Origin of the sequence: Micromonospora sp. NBC_00389 (assembly GCF_036059255.1) — a bacterium.
Classification (GTDB): Bacteria; Actinomycetota; Actinomycetes; order Mycobacteriales; family Micromonosporaceae; genus Micromonospora.
Map to the genome: position 1 here is coordinate 7,717,223 of NZ_CP107947.1, position 17,332 is coordinate 7,734,554.

Sequence of the window (17,332 nt, forward strand, 5' to 3'; positions counted from 1 at the left end):
TCCTAAGAACGGTTAGGAGGGGTCCCTTGCACCACACTAGGCGTTGACAAGGGGCCCCTCCTGTCAACTCAGGGCAGGGTCCACTTCTGGTTCGCGGCGGCGGTGCAGGTCCAGAGGTGCACGGCGGTGCTGTCCGCCGAGTTGTTTCCGGAGACGTCGAGGCACTTGCCGGACTGCGTGTTGCGCACCGTGCCGTCGGCCTGCGCGGCCCAGTTCTGCGCACCGGTCCCGTTGCAGGTCCAGAGCTGGATCTTGGTGCCGTCGGCCGAACCGCCGCCCGAGACGTCGAGGCACTTGCCCAATGCCTTGATCGTCGAGTTCGGCGTGACCGTCCAGGTCTGCGCCGTACTGCCGTTGCAGGTGTAGATCTGGATCTGGGTGCCGTCGGCGGTGGCGCCGGAGCGCACGTCCAGGCACTTGCCGGCCAGGCCCTTGATCGGACCGGCCCCGCCGGCGGGCGGTGCCCCGGTGGTGAAGGTGAACGCGTCCACGTCATAGAGCGCGCCGGTGCCCGACCCGGCGAACGTCAGGTAGAGCGTGGTGGTGCCGGTCGGCGGGTTGGTGATCGCCCCCGTCACCGTGGTGAAGGTTTCCCAGCCCCCGGTGACCGGGACGGTGGCCGAGCCGAGCACCGTGCCGGTGGCCGAGCCGGCCCGGACCTGGAGTGTGCCGCCGGCACCCGCCGAGGAGACCCGGGCGCTGAACGAGGTCACGTTGCCAAGCCGGTACGGCTGGAACGCGATCCAGTCGCCGTTGTTGATGTCGCCGACGGTCTTGCCGCCCTCGGCCGGGGTCTTGCTGAACACGTTGATGCCGGACGAGGTGCCGAAGAACTCGGCCTGCCGGTGCCGCGGCGGCAGCGTGTGCTGGGTGTGCGTGGTCAGCCCGCCGGCGTCGGTGTACTCGGCGTCGAAGATGGCGAAGATGTTCGCCGCGTCGTCGTGCTCACCGTCGACCGGGATGGTGATCGTGCCGGAGCAGCCGGTCTTGGAGGTGATCTGGTGCCCGTGCTGGTCGTGCCCGAGCACGTAGGTCATCTTGACCTTCGTGCAGTCGATCGTGCCGTCCTCCGGGTCGGTGACCGTGATGCTGAACGGCACCGTGTCGCCGAAGCTGAACAGTTGCCCGTTGCCGGGGCTGTTGATGGTCACCGTGGGCGCGGTGTTGCCGACGTTGATCACCACGCTGGCGCTGCCGGTGGCGCCCTGCGGGTCCCGCACGGTCAGCGTCGCGGTGTAGGTGCCGTTGGTGGTGTACGTCTTCGACGGGTTGGCCGCCGTGGAGGTGGTGCCGTCACCGAAGTTCCACGAGTACGTCAGCGCGCCGCCCTCGGGGTCGGACGAGCCGGCCGAGGAGAACGTCACCGCCAGCGGTGCGGCACCGGAGGTCCTGTTCGCGCTGGCCGTGGCGTTGGGCGCCCGGTTGCCGCCCCCGACGTAATCGAAGCGGTAGAGCGCGGAGTTGGCGTCACCGTTGAAGTAGCCGGTGCCGTAGTCGAGCACGTAGTACGCCCCGTCCGGGCCGAACGCCGAGTCCATCACCTGCTTGCCGACCCAGGGGAAGGCGTCGATGGTGCCGCGGGAGCCGTCGGCGTTGACGTGGATCGGCTTGATCCAGCCGCGGCCGAACTCGCTGGCGAAGAACTGCCCGTCGAACGACTGCGGGAACTTCGTCGTCGAGGTCGACGAGGCGTTGTACCGGTAGACCGGGCCGCCCATCGGCGACTCGGAGCCGCCGCCGAACTCTGGCGGGGTGCCGGCGTCGCCGGCGTACCGGATCCAGGCCGGCTTGGCCGCCGGCAGGGTGCCCAGCCCGGTGTTGCGGAACGAGTTGTTGGTCGGCCCGCCGGTGCAGTTGTACTTCGCCCCGCCGGTGTTGGCCGCGAAGTCCCACTCGTTGTACGTCTCGGTGCTGGTGTTGGTGCCGGTGCAGTACGGCCAGCCGTAGTTGCCCGCCGCGTCGACCCGGTTGAACTCCACCTGGCCGGACGGCCCGCGGGTGGCGCTGGTGGTGCCGGCGTCCGGCCCGTAGTCACCGACGTAGACGACGCCGGTGGCCTTGTCCACGCTGATCCGGAACGGGTTGCGGAAGCCCATCGCGTAGATCTCCGACCGGGTCCTGGCCGTGCCGGGCGCGAACAGGTTGCCCGCCGGGATGGAGTACGTGCCGTTGGCGTTCACCTTGATCCGCAGGATCTTGCCGCGCAGGTCGTTGGTGTTGCCGGCGCTGCGCTGCGCGTCGTACGCCGGGTTGCGGTTGGTCCGCTCGTCGATCGGGGAGTAGCCGGCCGAGTCGAACGGGTTGCTGTCGTCGCCGGTGGAGAGGTAGAGGTTGCCGGCGGCGTCGAAGTCGATGTCCCCGCCGACGTGGCAGCACATCCCGCGATCGGCCGGCACGTCGAGCACGTCGACCTTGCTGGCCTGGTTGATCGTGAAGTCGGCGTTGAGGGTGAACCGGGAGAGCCGGTTGACGCCCTGCCAGGCCGAGAAGTCGGTGCCGGTGGCCGGCGCGTCGCCGGCGGGCGTGGCGAGCGGCGGGGCGTAGTAGAGGAAGATCTGCCGGTTGCTGGCGAAGTTCGGGTCGACCCCGACGCCCTGCAGCCCCTCCTCGTCGTGGTTGTAGACCGGCAGGGTGCCGATCACGGCGGTGGTGCCGTTGGCGTCGGTGCGGCGCAGTGTGCCGTTGCGGGCGGTGTGCAGGACCGAGCGGTCCGGCAGCACGGCCAGCGACATCGGTTCGCCCATCTCGGCCACGCCGCGGGCGAGCTCGACCTGCTGGAAGTCGGTGGCGTTGATCGGGTGCGCCTGGGTGGGGGTGGGGCCGCCGAGCGCGGCCGGGCCGGCGCCGAGTGCGACCGTGCCGGCCGCGGCCACCAGCAGCAGGGCCGATCCGGCGGAGAACCATCGTCGGGATCGGTGGGTGGGAGCATCCTTCATGGACATCGTTGTGCTGTCCCTTCCTGACGAATGACTGCCAGGCCGGGCGCGCGCCGTCGCGCCGGATGCCGTAGCGGTGGTGGGGTGGGGTCGATGGGTTACCGCGCCGCCGGTTCACCTCGACGAAACATTGTCGTGTTGGCCACGACACTAAGTTACGAGTGTCGATGTGTCTATACCTTCCGGCGAACCGGCGTGAACTTTCGTCGATTCGGCTGAAAGTCACCAGGCAGCGCCGTTCCCCAAAGACGGCGGACGATGTCCGGGGGGCGAGGCCGACGAACGCCGGCGAATCAGGCGCGGCGGTCGATCGCCTGTGCGGCCAGCGCGACCAGCGCGGCGCGGGCCTCGTCGGCCACCGTCGCGGTCTCCAGCGCGACCAGCGCGGCCTCGGTACGGACCCGGATCATCTGCTCGATCCGTTCCCGGGCGCCGGTCGCCTCGATGATCCCGCGCAGCTCCGCCGCGCCGTCAGCGTCCAGCGCTGGATTGCCGAACAGCTCCCGCAGCCTGGCGGTCTGCGGCCGGTCGGCGGCGCTACGGGCCAGTGCCATCATCACCGTCGGCTTGCCCTCGCGCAGGTCGTCCAGGACGGACTTGCCGGTGACCGCCGGGTCACCGAAGACGCCCAGCACGTCGTCGCGGAGTTGAAACGCGTCACCCAGCGGGTCACCGAACTCGCCCAGCGCGGCGATCAGCTCCGGCCCCGCGCCGGCCAGGGCCGCGCCGATCTGCAACGGCCGGGTCACCGTGTACCGGGCCGCCTTCATCCGGATCACGGTCAGCGCGCTGGCCACCGAGCCGTCGCCCACCCCGGAGACCAGGTCCAGGTACTCCCCCGCGATCACCTCGGTACGCATCAGCGCGAACATCCCGTACCCCCGGTGCACCTGCTCGGTGCTCAGGCCGCACTCGTGGAACATCTGGTCCGACCAGGCCGCGCAGAGATCCCCGCAGAGCAGCGCGGTGTTGCGTCCGTACGCCTCGGGGTCGCCACGCCACGACGAGCGGGCGTGCAGGTCGGCGAAGAGCCGGTGCACGGACGGCTCACCCCGGCGGCGGTCGCTGCCGTCCAGGATGTCGTCGTGGATCAGCGCGAACGCGTGGAACAGCTCCAGTGCCGCCGCGGCCACGACGATCGGGGTGCCGTCGGCCGCCCCGGCACCGCGCCAGCCCCAGTAGCAGAAGAGCGGTCGCAGCCGCTTGCCGCCGGCCAGCACGAACCGGTACAGCGCGGTGAACACGCCGCGCGGCGCGCCGTCCGGCCAGTCCGGGCCCTGCCGGTCGAGGAAACCGGCCAACTCCGCGTCGAAGCGAGCCCGCAGCCCGCTGGCGTCGGTGGGCGCGACGGTGACCGTCATGACCCCTCCCCCGGCCGGCCCGCCTCCGCGCCGCCCCCGGAGGTCAGCCCGGCCAGCTCCAGCAGCAGTGCCTTGACCTCGGTGGCGGCGATCCGCTCCCGGGCGGCGGTCGGGTCGGAGCAGAGCAGCACCGGAGCGTCCGCCGGGTCGGTCGGCAGTCGCCCGTGCGAGCCGCGTACCGCCCGCGCCCCGGCGTCCAGGCCGACCGCGCTCATCAGGTAGCGCATGCCCAGCTTCTTGCGGGCCAGCGCCACCCCGGCGCGACGCTTGGCCGCACCTGGCGCGGCCGGATCGAAGAACAGCTCGGCCGGGTCGTAACCCGGCTTCCGATGGATCTCCACCAGCCGGGCGAAGTCCGGTGCGCGGGCGTCGTCCAGCCAGTAGTAGTAGGTGAACCACGCGTCCGGCTCGGCCACCAGCACCAGCTCCCCGGCGCGTGGATGATCCAGCCCGTGCGCGGCCTTGCCCTCGGCGTCGAGCACCTCGGCCACGCCGGGCAGCCCGGCGCAGAGCTTCGCCACCGCCGGCACGTCGGCCGGGTCCCGGACGTAGACGTGCGCGACCTGGTGGTCGGCGACCGCGAACGCCCGGGACGTCCACGGGTCGAGGTACTCCATGCCGGCCTGGGTGTGCACCCGCAGCAGCCCCTCGGCGCGCAGCAGCCGGTTGACGTCCACCGGCCGGGACACGTCGGTGATGCCGTACTCCGAGAGCACCACCACCGTGGCGTCGCGGGCCCGGGCGGCGTCCAGCAGCGGCCCGAGCACCGTGTCCAACTCGGCCGCCGCGGCCGCGGCCTGGGCCGAGGACGGGCCGTACCGTTGCAGGTCGTAGTCCAGGTGCGGGACGTAGACCAGGGTCAGGTCGGGCGACACGTCGGCCAGGATCTGTTCAGCCGCCTGGCAGATCCACCGTGACGAGGGCAGCCCGGCCGTCGGCCCCCAGTAGGTGAACAGCGGGAAGGTGCCCAGCCGCCCGGTGAGCGCGTCGTGCAGCTCCGGCGGGTCGGTGTAGCAGTCCGGCTCCTTGCGGCCGTCGGCGTAGTAGACCGGTCGCGGGGTGACCGTCCAGTCGACGTCCGCGCCCATGGCGTACCACCAGCAGACGTTGGCGACGGTGTAGCCGGGCTCGGCCCGACGGGCCGCCTGCCAGAGCTTCTCCCCGCCGACCAGCGCGTTGTGCTGCCGCCACAGCAGCACCTCACCCAGCTCCCGGAAATACCACCCGTTGCCGACGATCCCGTGCCCGCTCGGCGGCTCGCCGGTGAGGAAGGTGGACTGCACCGAGCAGGTCACCGCGGGCAGCACGGTGCCCAGCTCGGCCCGGAAGCCGCCGTCGGCGACCCCCCGCAGCCGAGGCATGTGCGCCAGCAGTCGCGGGGTCAGCCCGACCACATCGAGCACCACCAGTCGCCGGCTCATCGCGGCACCGCCGCGCAGGGCGTCGTGGTCAGCTCCGGGGTCAGGCCCAGGCCGACCAGCTCGGCGCGAGCGAAGGCCAGCTCGGCGGCGATGCCGGCGGCCAGCTCCGCGTCGGTGCCCGGCCGCCGTGCGGCCGGCAGCACCCCCCAGGTGTACGTCTCCACGTCGAGGTGGTCACAGCCGGCCGCCGGCCCGGCGTAGAGCGCGGCCAGCGCGGCGCGCAGCACCGGCAGGGTGGAGCCGACCGGCTCCTCGGGTGGGGCGTGCAGGGGCACGTGGTAGTGCACCCGCCACGGGCCGGGCAGCGCCGCGTCGAGCGCCGCGTCCAGGTCGTCGGCCGCGTACGCCGGGTCGGCCGGGTCGACCCCGCCCGCGCAGCCGGCGCTCCGGGTCTGGTGCAGGAAGCGCGGCTCCACCCAGCGGCGCAGCGCGTCGGCGCCGCCGGCCGGGTCGGCCGCCTCGACGGCGGCGGAGACCTGGACCTTGACCACCGGCAGGCCGGCCGTCCGCAGCCGGTCCAGCGCCGCGCCGGGCTCCTCCCACGCACAGGCCAGGTGGGCGAGGTCGAGGCAGATGCCCAACCGCTCAGTGTCCATACCGGACAGTAGCGTGGCGGCCTGGCCGGTGCTCTCCACCACACAGCCAGGCTCCGGCTCGAAGCCGACCCGCACCTGCCGGCCGGTGTCCCGCTGCACCGCGGCCAGGCCGGCGGCGAGCTGGTCCAGCCGACGTCGGGCGGCATCGGCCTGGTCGGCGCCCCAGGGCTGCCGCCAGGCCAGCGGCAGGGTGGAGATCGAGCCCCGGGCGGCGTCGTCGGGTAGCAGGTCGGCGAGCACCCGGGCCAGATCCAGGGTGTACGTCAACCGCTGCTCGGTGGTCCAGTCGGGGCGGTAGACGTCGTGCTTGACCACCGGCGCCTGGAAGGCCGCGTACGGGAAGCCGTTGAGGGTCACCACCTCCAGCCCGCGCGCATCCAGCTCGGCGCGCAGCCGGCGGCGCAGCGCCGGGTCGGCGGCCAGCTCGGCGGCGACCGGTGCGGCCAGCCACAGGCCGAGGCCGAGCAGGTCGGAGCCGAGCGCCGCGCGTACCGGCACGGCGTAGGTGTCCAGTTGAGCGAGGATGCCGGCGAACTCCTCGGCGGGGTGCACGTTGGTGCAGTAGCCGAGGTGGACGGTCTCGCCGCCGGCATGCCGCAGCCGCATCAGCTACCACCGCGCAGGATCGAGTTGCCGGTCTGCGGGTCCACGGCGGCGGCGGAGTCCAGGTCGCTCAGGTCGAGCCGGCCGGACTGCCCGTAGAACTCCACCGGGTTGCGCCACAGCACCCGGTCGACGTCGTCGTCGGTGAACCCGGCCAGCAGCATCGCCTCGCCGGTGGCCCGGGTCAGCAGCGGGTCGGAGCGCCCCCAGTCGGCGGCCGAGTTGACCAGCATCCGCTCGGTCCCGTACTCCCGCAGCAACTCCACCATGCGGGGCGGGGACATCTTGGTGTCCGGATAGATGGAGAAGCCCAGCCAGCAGCCGGTGTCCCGGACCAGCTTGACGGTCACCTCGTTGAGGTGGTCGACCACCACCCGGCCCGGCTCGATGCCGGACTCGTTGACCACGGCGAGGGTGCGCTCGACGCCCCGCGCCTTGTCCCGGTGCGGGGTGTGCACCAGCGCCGGCAGGTCGTGCGCCACGGCCAGCGCGAGCTGCGCGGCGAACGCCTCGTCCTCCTCCGGGGTCATCGAGTCGTACCCGATCTCGCCGACCGCGACCACCGCGTCCTTGTCCAGGTAGCGGGGCAGCAGGTCGAGCACCGGCCGGCAGCGCGGGTCGTTGGCCTCCTTGGGGTTCAGCGCCACCGTGGCGTGGTGCCGTACCCCGAACTGCCCGGCCCGGAACGGCTCCCAACCGATCAGCGAGTCGAAGTAGTCGGCGAACGAGGCGGCGCTGGTGCGCGGCTGGCCCAGCCAGAACGACGGCTCCACCACGGCCCGGACCCCGGCGGCGGCCATCCGTTCGTAGTCGTCCGTGGTGCGTGAGGTCATGTGGATGTGCGGGTCGAAGATGCGCATCACGCCTCCGTGGGGGTGGGCCGGTCGACGGTGCCGGTCCCGCCGCTGTGCGCGGTGAGCCGGTCGAGCAGGGCGGTGGCGTCGGCGGGCAGCTCCCGGCCGGCGGCGTGCCGCTCGGCGGCCAGCGCGGCCAGCATCGCGGCCAACTCCCCGTCGGCGCGGGTGTCGAGATCGGCCACCACGGCCAGCGGCACGCCGGAGAACACGCACTTGAGCACCGCCTGCCGCCAGGCCGCCGGATCGAGGTGCCGCGCGTACGGGCCGAGCGCGGCGGCGACCAGCCGGGTGTCGTTGGTCCGGATCGCGTCGTGCAGCAGCGGCACCCCGGCGGCGCCGATCGGCAGCAGCGGCAGGGCGCGCAGCACGGCCCGCCGTTCGGCGGCGTCGCCGTTCCGGTAGAGGGTGTCGGCGTACTCGCCGTGCTCGGCGGGCAGGGCGGTGAGCAGCAGCACCCGGGCCGCGTCGTCGGCGGTCCAGCCGGGGACGTCGGGCAGCGCGGCCCGGCCGCAGCGCCGGCCGGCGGCCGGGAACAACCGGGTGATCGCGGTGGGCTCGGCCCCGACCCGGCGCAGCGCCGTGTCCAGCCAGTCAGGGTCGGGTACGCCCCGCAGCGCGGCCCGTAGTGAATCCGGTGTCATCCCGTCTCCTCCCTCGTGCTGCTCCGCAGGTGCCCCACGCACACCCTCCGTGCTGCTTCAACCCATACGACGGCCACTGCCCGGATAGGCGACCATGGCTGCCGCGTCCGCTGACGCAGAGCGGAGGGTGCCGGCGGGCACCTCGTCCTCGGTGCGGCCGCCCGTCGCGGCGGCGCGCAGGAACTCGATCGACCGGGCGGCCACGGCGGGCGCGGCGTGCGAGTCCCGGGGCAGCTCGACGGCGACCAGCCCGCGGTAACCGGCCTGGGCCAGGGCCGCCAGCACCGGCGGGAAGTCGATCTCGCCGGTGCCGAACTCCAGGTGCTCGTGCACCCCCCGGCGCATGTCGTCGATCTGCACGTTGACCAGGTGCCCGGCCACCTCGGCGACGCACTGCGGCACAGGCCACGGCTCCAGGCAGCGGCAGTGCCCGATGTCGAGGGTGATGCCGAAGCGGGCCGGGGCGCCCAGCGCCGCGCGCAGCCGACGCCAGCCGGCGATGTCCTCGACCAGCATCCCCGGCTCCGGTTCGAAACCGAGGGTGACGTCGGCGGCGTCGGCGGCGTCGACGACGGCGGCGCAGCCGGACACCAGCCGGTCCCAGGCGGTCTGTGCCGGCACCGGATCGGGGCGGACGCCAGCCCAGAAGGAGACCGCCTCCGCGCCGAGGTCGGCGCCGATCCGGACGGCTCGGCGCAGGAACTCGATCCGCCGGGTCGGGTCGTCGTGCAGCAGCGTCGGGGCGTGCTTGTGCCACGGGTCGAGCAGGTAGCGGGCTCCGGTCTCGATCACCACCGCGAGGCCCAGCGCGCTCAGCCGCCGGCTGACGGCGGCCGTCCGGCGGGTGAGGCCGGGCGCGAACGGGTCGAGGTGGTCGTGGTCCAGGGTCAGCGCCACCCCGACGTACCCGAGGTCGGCGATGACGGCCAGCGCGTCGTCGAGCCGGTGGTTGGCGAAGCCGTTGGTCCCGTAGCCGAGGCGCAGCGTCGAGGCGTCGGCCGGTGGCCCGGGGCGGGGCTGCGGGGCGGTCATGTCGGGGAGACCTTCCGGGCCAGCCGCCGGCCCAGCGGCGCCGCGGCCGCGACGGCCAGCCCGAGCAGGCCAGCGCCTCCGCGCGCGGTGAGCGCTCCCTGCAGGGCGGGCAGTCCGGTGATCCCGGCGCCGACCGCGGCGCGTACCCGGCCGGCCGACGGGTCGCGGACCACCTGGGCCTGGGCCGCGCCATAGCGGGCGGCGTACCAGCCGGCGAGCACCGCGGGGAGCGCGGCGGCGAACCGGACCGGCAAGGCAGGGCGGTCATCAGCAGCGGACGGGCCGTCGGTCGGGGTCGGCTCGGCGCGCCGGGCCGCGGCGCCGGGTGCCGCGACCGCGGCGCTGGCGGCGACCAGGGCCGTGCCGGCCAGCGTGCGCAGCGGCAGGGCGGCGTCGGCGCCGGTGACCTCCCGGCGGGACAGTGCGGTGACCGTCCAGGTGTGCGCGGCGACGGTCACCGCCGCTGGCAGCGCCCGGGTCAGCCGACCGCCGGACGCGCCGAGCAGCACGTCCAACCCGCGACAGGCGGCCATCACAGCCGGCCCGGCGGCGGTGTTCTTGGCCAGCAGGTCGTACCCCCAGATGGTGGCCGCCAGCGGCACGGCGAGCGCGGCGGCGCGGCGACCGCCCACGGCGGCGGCCAGGCCCACCCCGGCGGCCGTGAGGCCGGCGGCGAGCCCGACCGCGGCGACCGGGGCGACCCGACCGCTGGGGATGGGCCGCTCGGGCCGCTCGACGGCGTCCAGCCGCCGGTCGGCCCAGTCGTTGGCGGCCATGCCGGCCCAGTAGAGCAACACCGAGGCACCGGCCAGGGCGGGGGTACGCCGGCTCAGCGCGCCGGCCGCCGCGGCGCCGGCGACCACGTCCCCGGGCACCGAGAGCGCGGCCGGCGCCCGGACCAGCTCGGCGAGGTCAGCCAACGTGGTCATGGGCACCGTCCCGGCCGGCGTGCAGCCGCTCGGTGAAGTCGACCAGCCGGGCCCACTGCTCGGCCAGCGAGTGGGTGGGCATGCCGAGCGGGTCCTTGAAGAAGAAGCCCAGCTCGGCCAGCGGCCCGACGTGACCGGCGGCGTGCGCGGCGGCGGTGAGCCGGGCCAGGTCGAGCACCAGGGGCGCGGCCAGCGCGGAGTCGCAGCCGTGCCAGGTGAACTCCATCCGCATCCCGGTGCCGAGGAAACCGGCGAAGGTGATCAGATCCCAGGCGGTCTTGAAGTCGCCCAGCTCCTCGACGTACTCGATCCGGGTGCCGCCCTGCGGCACGTAGCCCAGCGTCTCGCCGAGCACCCGCTGCTTGCTCTGCACCTTGGCCGCGTTGGCGGCCGGGTCGGCGAGGGTGGCGCCGTCACCGCCGCCAAGCAGGTTGACCCCGGACCAGGACCGCACGGCCAGGTTGCGCATCGCGAACATCGGCGCGAGCACCGACTTGACCAGGGTCTCGCCGGTCTTGCCATCGTGCCCGGCGTACGGCAGTCGGGCCTGTTCGGCCAGCGCGGTCAGCGCCGGCAGCCGCAGCCCGGTGGACGGGGTGAAGTCGACGTACGGGCAGCCGGCCAGCAGCGCCGCGTACCCGTACAGGGAGCTGGGAGGCAGCACCTCGTCCGGGCCGGTGAGAGCGGCGCGCAGCGCGTCCGGGTCGGCGTGCCCGGGGTGCGGTCGGGGGGCCGGTTCGGTGGCGGAGACGTTGACCACCACCACCCGGTCCAGCCCGTGCCGCTCGCGGAAGGCGGTGAGATCGCGGACCACGGCGGCGGCCCGGTCGGCCTGGGTGGCGCCGGCCGGTGCCGGACGCAGCTCCTGCTCGACGGCTGCCAACTCGTCGGGGAGCGCGGCGACCAGCCGCCCGGGGATGACACCGGTGTCGGCCAACGCCTCGGCCCGCTTGCACAGCGGAGTGGTGGCCAGGTCGTGACCGCCGAAGACCAGATCGGCGAAGGACGGCAGGGCGGGGCCGCGCAGCTCCGGCAGCTCGGTGACGCAGCCGGTCGGCCCGGCCAGGCCGGCCCGCAACGCGAGCCCTCCGACGATGCTGGTGGTCGCGACGGAACCGCGCGCTCCTACCAGCCAGACACCCGTTCGCATGGTGCTCCTTCCCGTTCAGGAGGAACCGTCGGTGCAGTTAAATATAGGAATATCAGAATATTCTTCGGAAAGATACGGCCTGGGTGGATGGGCCCCGTCCGCCCGCGCCCCGCACCGGGACGGCACCGGGTTCCGACGTCGGCGTCGGCGGCGACGACACCGGACCGGTTCCCGGTACGGAGGCGGGCAGACGGGGTTGGTAGGCAGGGTCGGTCGGCGTCTCGACCCTGCCTCCCCCGCATCCGGCCGACCGGGGCGTTGGCCCGCCCCGGCCGGACGTCTCAGGCCGCCGTGCCCAACGGACCACCAACCGGAGTGCGGCACGCCGAACGTCGGCGGACGGAAGCGGTACGGGTGGAGGCAGCGGCGGGCGGTTCCATGGGGTCCTCCGGATCGCTGGGGGTGGTGGCGGTCCTCCGGTGCGGCCGGGGAATCCCGGTCCGGTCGCACCGGACGACCGTCCTGCTCGTGCGCCACCGGGCCGTACGGCCCGGCTGCACGCCCTCCGGTGCCGACCTCGTCCCGACCGCGGGGCGCAAACCGCGGCCGGTCCCTCGCCGGTCGGCTCCGGAAAGCCGGTCGGGCGATGGCGGCGCGAGCACCGCCATCGCGGATGAACATGGGTCAGACGGCCGCCACGGCCAGCGCCGGTTCCACCTCGGTCCAGGAGGAGCCGATCTCCGCCGAACGGGTCACCGCGTCCAGCACGAGCTGGACCTGCAACCCGTCGGCGAACGACGGAGCCGGGTCGACCCCGGTGGCGATCGCCTCGATGAAGTCGCGCATCTGGTGGGTGAAGGAGTGCTCGTAGCCGATGATGTGGCCGGGTGGCCACCACGCCGACATGTACGGGTGCTCGCCCTCGGTCACCAGGATGCGGCTGAAACCCTGTTCCACGCTGGGCCGGGAGGCGTCGTAGAACTCCAGCTCGTTGAGGCGTTCCAGGTCGAAGACCACGCTGCCGAGCGAGCCGTTGATCTCGACTCGCAGGCCGTTCTTGCGGCCGGTGGCGAACCGGGTCGCCTCGTACGTGGCCAGGGCGCCACCGTCCAGCCGGGCCACGAAGACCGCGGCGTCGTCGACGGTGACCGGCCCGGTGGCCGCGCCGGTGCCGTCGACCGGACCGCCGCCGTCCACCGTGGCCGCCAAGCCGCTCGACCCGGCCGGCAACGGTCGTTCCTTGACGAAGGTCTCGGTGACCGCGCTGACGCCGGTGATCCGCTGGCCGGTGACGAACTGGGTCAGGTCGATGATGTGCGCACCGATGTCACCCAGCGCGCCGGAGCCCGCCCTGTCCTTCTGCAACCGCCAGACCAGCGGGAACTGCGGGTCCACGATCCAGTCCTGCAGGTACGTCGCCCGGACGTGCCGGATCACCCCGAGTCGTCCGTCGGCGACCAACTGGCGCATCATCGTGACCGCGGGAACCCGGCGGTAGTTGAACCCGCACATCGACCGCACCCCGGCGGCCCGGGCGGTCTCCGCCGCAGCGGTCATCGCCCGCGCCTCGGCCACCGTGTTGGCCAACGGCTTCTCGCACAGCACGTGCTTGCCGGCGGCCAACGCGGCGAGGGCGATCTCGGCGTGGCTGTCGCCCGGTGTGCAGATGTCGACCACGTCGATGTCGTCCCGGTTGATCAGGTCACGCCAGTCCGTCGTGTACGCGTCCCAGCCGAGCCGGTCGGCGGCGTCGGCCACCTTCGCGGTGTCCCGGCCGCAGATCAGCGCCATTCGGGCCCGCGCCGGCAGGTCGTACACGCGGTTCACGGTGCGCCACGCCTGTGAGTGCGCGGCGCCCATGAACGCGTAGCCGACCATGCCGACCCGCAGTTCTTTGTCTGTCGTGGACAAGGTGGGTCTCCCCCCGTGTGTCAGAACCCGAGCTTCTCGTAGCTGCCCGCGTTCTCCTTGGTGATCGTCTCGGAGGCGAGGGTCACTTCCTTGGGCACCTGCAGCTCCGTGAGGTCCCCGAGGCCCCGGCCCTGGGCGACGAGCCGGGCGAGCGAGATCGCCGAGGAGGCCATCGACGGGTTGTAGGTGACCGTGGCCTTGAGCACGCTGTTGTCGGCCTTGATCGCGTCGATCGCGAGCTTCGAGCCGGCGCCGCCGACCATGAAGAACTCCTTGCGGCCAGCCTGGTTGATGGCGGCGAGCACGCCGATGCCCTGGTCGTCGTCGTGGTTCCAGATGGCATCGATCTTGGGCAGCGCCTGGAGCAGCTGGGCCGCCTCGCGCTGGCCGCTGTCGGAGGTGAACTCGGCCGAACGGCGGTTGGACACCTTGAACCCGTACGTCGCCAGGGCCGCCGTGAAGCCGGCGCTGCGCTCGACGGTCAGCGGGATCTCCAGACCGGCGATCTCGCCGATGACCGGGTTGGTGACGCCCTTGTCCTTGAGCTGCCTGCCGATGAAGTGGCCGGCCGAGACGCCCATTCCGTAGTTGTCACCCTTGATGACCAGCCGCGAGGCCAGCGCGTCGGGGAAGACCCGGTCGAGGTTGACGATCGGGATGCCCGCCTGCATCGCCTGGAGGGCAACGGCGTTGACCTCCTTGCCGTCGTGCGGCAGCACGACGATGATGTCCGGCTTCTGGGCGATCAGCGTGCCGAGCGTGGAGCGCTGGGCCTCGGAGGTCGTCCCACCGTCGACCTCCTTCAGCTCCACATCGGAGTACGCGGCAGCCTGGGCCTTGGCGTTGGCGTGGATCGCGCCCATCCAGCCGTGGTCGGCCGCGGGGGCGGAGAACCCGATGACGACCTTCTTGCCCGGGGCGTTGTTGCCGGCGCCGTCTCCGGCGGCCTTGGTCTGGGTGCTGGCGGCCGGGGTGTCGTTGCTTGTGCATGCTGTGAGCAGGGTGGCGGCGCCGACGGCGGCCCCGCCGAACAGCAACCGACGGCGCGACAGGTCGCGACTGTGCTGGGTCATGACGACCTCCTGGGAGCGGGTTTGAGTGGTGAGGGTGTGCGAGGTCCGGCCACTGTCGAATATCTCGACGTCGCCAGGGACAACGGTGCGGTGCGTCAGGTTGCGGTGGTGACCCTGTTCCGCGCGAGGAGCCGAGTGAAGGACTTGAACTGGAACTGCTGGACCAAGACGGCGGCGACGATAATGCCGCCCTTGACCATGTTCTGCGCCTCGATGGAGAGGCCGTTGATGGCGAAGAGGTTGGTGATCGTGGCGAAGATGATGACGCCGAGCAGCGAGCCGACGATCGTGCCCCGGCCACCGCTGAGCAGTGTTCCGCCGATGATCGCGGCGGCGATCGCGTCCAGCTCGTAGAGGTTGGCCATCGCCGCCTGGGCCGAGGTGGCCTGGGAGGTGAGCATGATGGCGGCGATGCCGCAGCAGAGGCCGGACAGCGCGTAGAGCAGCATGGTGTGCCGGCGGACGTTGATGCCGGCCAGCCGCGCGGCCTCCGGGTTGCCACCGACGGCGATGGTCCGCCGACCGAAGGTCGTCCGGTTGAGCAGGATCCACCCGGCCAGGACGACCGCGCCGAGGATGTAGACGAGGATCGGGATCCCGAGCACCTTGCGGGCCGCGATGTCGTTGATGAAGGTGCTGCTCGACACCTGGGTCTGCTTGTTGGAGATCGACGCGGCGAGCCCGCGGGCGGCCACCAGCATCGCCAGCGTCGCGATGAACGGCACCAGCCGCCCGTACGAGATGAGCACGCCGTTGACCAGACCCACGCAGATGCCGACCACGATCGCGGCGAAGATCATGCCGCCGGCGCCGTAGCTCTGGGTGGCCACCGTGGTGCACCAGACCCCGGCCAACGCGACGATCGCACCGACCGAGAGGTCGATCCCCCCACCGATGATCACGAACGTCATGCCCACAGTGACCACGCCGACGACGGAGGCCAGTTGCAGGATGGCCAGGATGTTGTTCCAGACCCAGGTGGGGTCGTCGTAGAGATCAGGCTTGGTGATCGCCCCCACCACGATGAGCGCGGCCAGCACCCCGATCAGACCGAGGTTGCGCTTGGCGCCGTCGCCGCCGTCGCCCCGCCACCAGGAGAGCCGGTTTCCGGTCGAGGCCGCCCGGTCGCCGGCCGCCGCCGTCTCGGCTGGGGACTGCGCCGGCACGTGCGGGCGCTCCGGTGTCGCGGTGGGAGTGGGAGTCGCGTCGCTCATGCCGGTGCGCCTTCCATCAGGGACCCCGCCATCACGAGGTCGAGCACGGTGTTCTCGTCGAGTTCGCCGGCGGGGGCCTCGCGGATGACCCGCCCCTCCCGCATCACCAGCACCCGGTCGGCCAGGCCGAGCACCTCGGGCACCTCACTGGAGACCAGCAGCACCCCGACACCGCGAGCGGCCAGCCCGCGGATGACCTGGTACAGCTCGGCCCGGGCGCCGATGTCCACGCCCCGGGTCGGCTCGTCCAGCAGCAGCAGTTTGGTGTCGCCGAGCAGCCAGCGCCCGACCACCACCTTCTGCTGGTTGCCGCCGGAGAGGGTGCGTACCGGCCGGCGGACGTCACGCGGTCGCAGCTCCAGGCTCTCGGCGATCCGGTCCGCCTCGGCCTGCTCCGCGCCGGCGTTGGTGAAGCCGAGCCGGGCGTACCGGCCGAAGGTGGCCAGCGTGACGTTGCGGTAGATCGGCTCGCCGAGCAGCAGCGCCTGGCTCTTCCGCTCCTCCGGCGCCATGCCCATCCCAGCCCGGACCGCCGCGCCCACGCTGCCGGCCCGCAACGCCTTGCCGGCCATCCGGACCGTGCCGGCCTCGGCCCGCCGCGCGCCGTAGATGGTCTCCAGCAGCTCGGAGCGGCCGGAGCCGACCAGCCCGGCGATGCCCACGATCTCGCCGGCCCGGACGCTGAGTGACACGTCGGCGAACTCGCCCGGCCGGGTCAGCCCGTCGACCTGGAGCAACTCCACCCCGGCCGGGTCGTCCGCCGGGCGCTCGGGGAAGACGTACTCGATACTCCGGCCGGTCATCCGGCTGACCAGGTCGCGGGTGGGGGTGTCCCGAGCCGGCAGGTTCGCCGCGGTGGTCCGGCCGTCCTTGAGGACGGTGACCCGGTCGCCGATCTCGCGGATCTCCTCCAGCCGGTGGGAGATGTAGATGACGGCGATTCCCTGGGCGGTCAGCTCCCGGATGATCCGGAACAGGTTGCCCACCTCGTCGTGGGCCAGCACGGCGCTCGGCTCGTCCATGATGATCAGTCGTGCCTCGTGCGACAGCGCGCGGGCCATGCTGACGATCTGCTTGCCGGCCGCCGGCAGCGCCCGGACCATCCGGCCCGGTGGGATCTCGGCGTGGCCGAGCCGGCCGAGGATCTGCCGGGTCCGCCGGGCCATGTGCCCACGGCGGACGAAGCCCAGCCGGCGCGGCTCGTGGCCGAGGAAGGCGTTCTCCCCCACCGACAGGTCGTCGACCAGGTCCAGTTCCTGATAGATGGTGGCGATGCCGGCGCGCATGGCGGCCTGCGGGTTGGCGAAATTGACCGGCTCGCCCCGCCACTCGACCTGGCCGGAATCCGGGTGGTGCACCCCGGCCAGCACCTTGATCAGGGTGGACTTGCCGGCGCCGTTCTGCCCGAGCAGGCAGTGCACCTCGCCGGCGCGCACCTCCAGCTGCACGCCGTCGAGGGCGCGTACCCCGGGGAAGGTCTTGACCAGGTCGGTGAGGCGCAGGACCACCTCGCCAGCGACGGTGTCGGCGGGGGCTTCGACCAGCGGCGCCTCGGCGGCGGCGTCCGCCGGACCGGTGGCGACGTTCTCTTCGGGCTGGGCCACGGTCTCCTCCTCGCTCACGACGGTTGTTCGGTTGGCGATTGCGGGCTCGCGGGCGTCGTCCCGG

Annotated in this window: 13 protein-coding genes; all 13 read right to left on the bottom strand. The window is 72.8% G+C overall.

Translation table 11 applies throughout. From position 1 onward, the window contains the following. Positions 1-68 precede the first annotated feature (68 nt). Positions 69-2,942, bottom strand: a complete 2,874-nt coding sequence (locus OG470_RS36375; RefSeq protein ID WP_328419220.1) for a PQQ-dependent sugar dehydrogenase — start codon at positions 2,940-2,942, stop codon at positions 69-71. 287 nt (positions 2,943-3,229) lie between these two features. Continuing rightward, complete coding sequence (locus OG470_RS36380; protein ID WP_328419222.1) at positions 3,230-4,297, bottom strand: polyprenyl synthetase family protein; 1,068 nt, start codon at positions 4,295-4,297, stop codon at positions 3,230-3,232. Further along, positions 4,294-5,718: an alkaline phosphatase family protein gene (locus tag OG470_RS36385; RefSeq protein ID WP_328419224.1), complete on the bottom strand. Its 1,425-nt coding sequence runs from the start codon at positions 5,716-5,718 to the stop codon at positions 4,294-4,296. The genes OG470_RS36380 and OG470_RS36385 overlap by 4 nt, the downstream gene beginning before the upstream one ends. Further along, entirely contained in the window at positions 5,715-6,920 is a 1,206-nt protein-coding gene (gene eboE, locus OG470_RS36390; RefSeq protein WP_328419226.1) for a metabolite traffic protein EboE, read from the bottom strand. The genes OG470_RS36385 and eboE overlap by 4 nt, the downstream gene beginning before the upstream one ends. Further along, positions 6,920-7,777 (bottom strand): TatD family hydrolase, encoded by an 858-nt coding sequence (locus OG470_RS36395; protein WP_328419228.1) that lies wholly within the window; start codon positions 7,775-7,777, stop codon positions 6,920-6,922. Before OG470_RS36395 ends, eboE begins: the two co-directional genes overlap by 1 nt. After that, the gene (locus OG470_RS36400; protein WP_328419229.1) at positions 7,777-8,415 is read right to left on the bottom strand and encodes an EboA domain-containing protein; all 639 of its coding nucleotides are present in this window, start codon (positions 8,413-8,415) and stop codon (positions 7,777-7,779) included. Before OG470_RS36400 ends, OG470_RS36395 begins: the two co-directional genes overlap by 1 nt. A gap of 57 nt (positions 8,416-8,472) precedes the next feature. Continuing rightward, entirely contained in the window at positions 8,473-9,447 is a 975-nt protein-coding gene (locus OG470_RS36405; protein ID WP_328419231.1) for a sugar phosphate isomerase/epimerase family protein, read from the bottom strand. Next, the gene (locus OG470_RS36410; protein WP_328419233.1) at positions 9,444-10,376 is read right to left on the bottom strand and encodes an SCO3242 family prenyltransferase; all 933 of its coding nucleotides are present in this window, start codon (positions 10,374-10,376) and stop codon (positions 9,444-9,446) included. Before OG470_RS36410 ends, OG470_RS36405 begins: the two co-directional genes overlap by 4 nt. After that, positions 10,360-11,526 (bottom strand): inositol-3-phosphate synthase, encoded by a 1,167-nt coding sequence (locus OG470_RS36415; RefSeq protein WP_328419235.1) that lies wholly within the window; start codon positions 11,524-11,526, stop codon positions 10,360-10,362. The genes OG470_RS36410 and OG470_RS36415 overlap by 17 nt, the downstream gene beginning before the upstream one ends. Before the next feature lie 624 nt (positions 11,527-12,150). Further along, entirely contained in the window at positions 12,151-13,344 is a 1,194-nt protein-coding gene (locus tag OG470_RS36420; protein WP_442931237.1) for a Gfo/Idh/MocA family protein, read from the bottom strand. A gap of 53 nt (positions 13,345-13,397) precedes the next feature. Continuing rightward, the gene (locus OG470_RS36425; RefSeq protein WP_328419239.1) at positions 13,398-14,450 is read right to left on the bottom strand and encodes a substrate-binding domain-containing protein; all 1,053 of its coding nucleotides are present in this window, start codon (positions 14,448-14,450) and stop codon (positions 13,398-13,400) included. Between the two features lie 95 nt (positions 14,451-14,545). Continuing rightward, entirely contained in the window at positions 14,546-15,664 is a 1,119-nt protein-coding gene (locus OG470_RS36430) for an ABC transporter permease (RefSeq protein ID WP_328419241.1), read from the bottom strand. Further along, entirely contained in the window at positions 15,661-17,172 is a 1,512-nt protein-coding gene (locus OG470_RS36435; protein WP_328426834.1) for a sugar ABC transporter ATP-binding protein, read from the bottom strand. The genes OG470_RS36430 and OG470_RS36435 overlap by 4 nt, the downstream gene beginning before the upstream one ends. Positions 17,173-17,332: the final 160 nt, after the last annotated feature.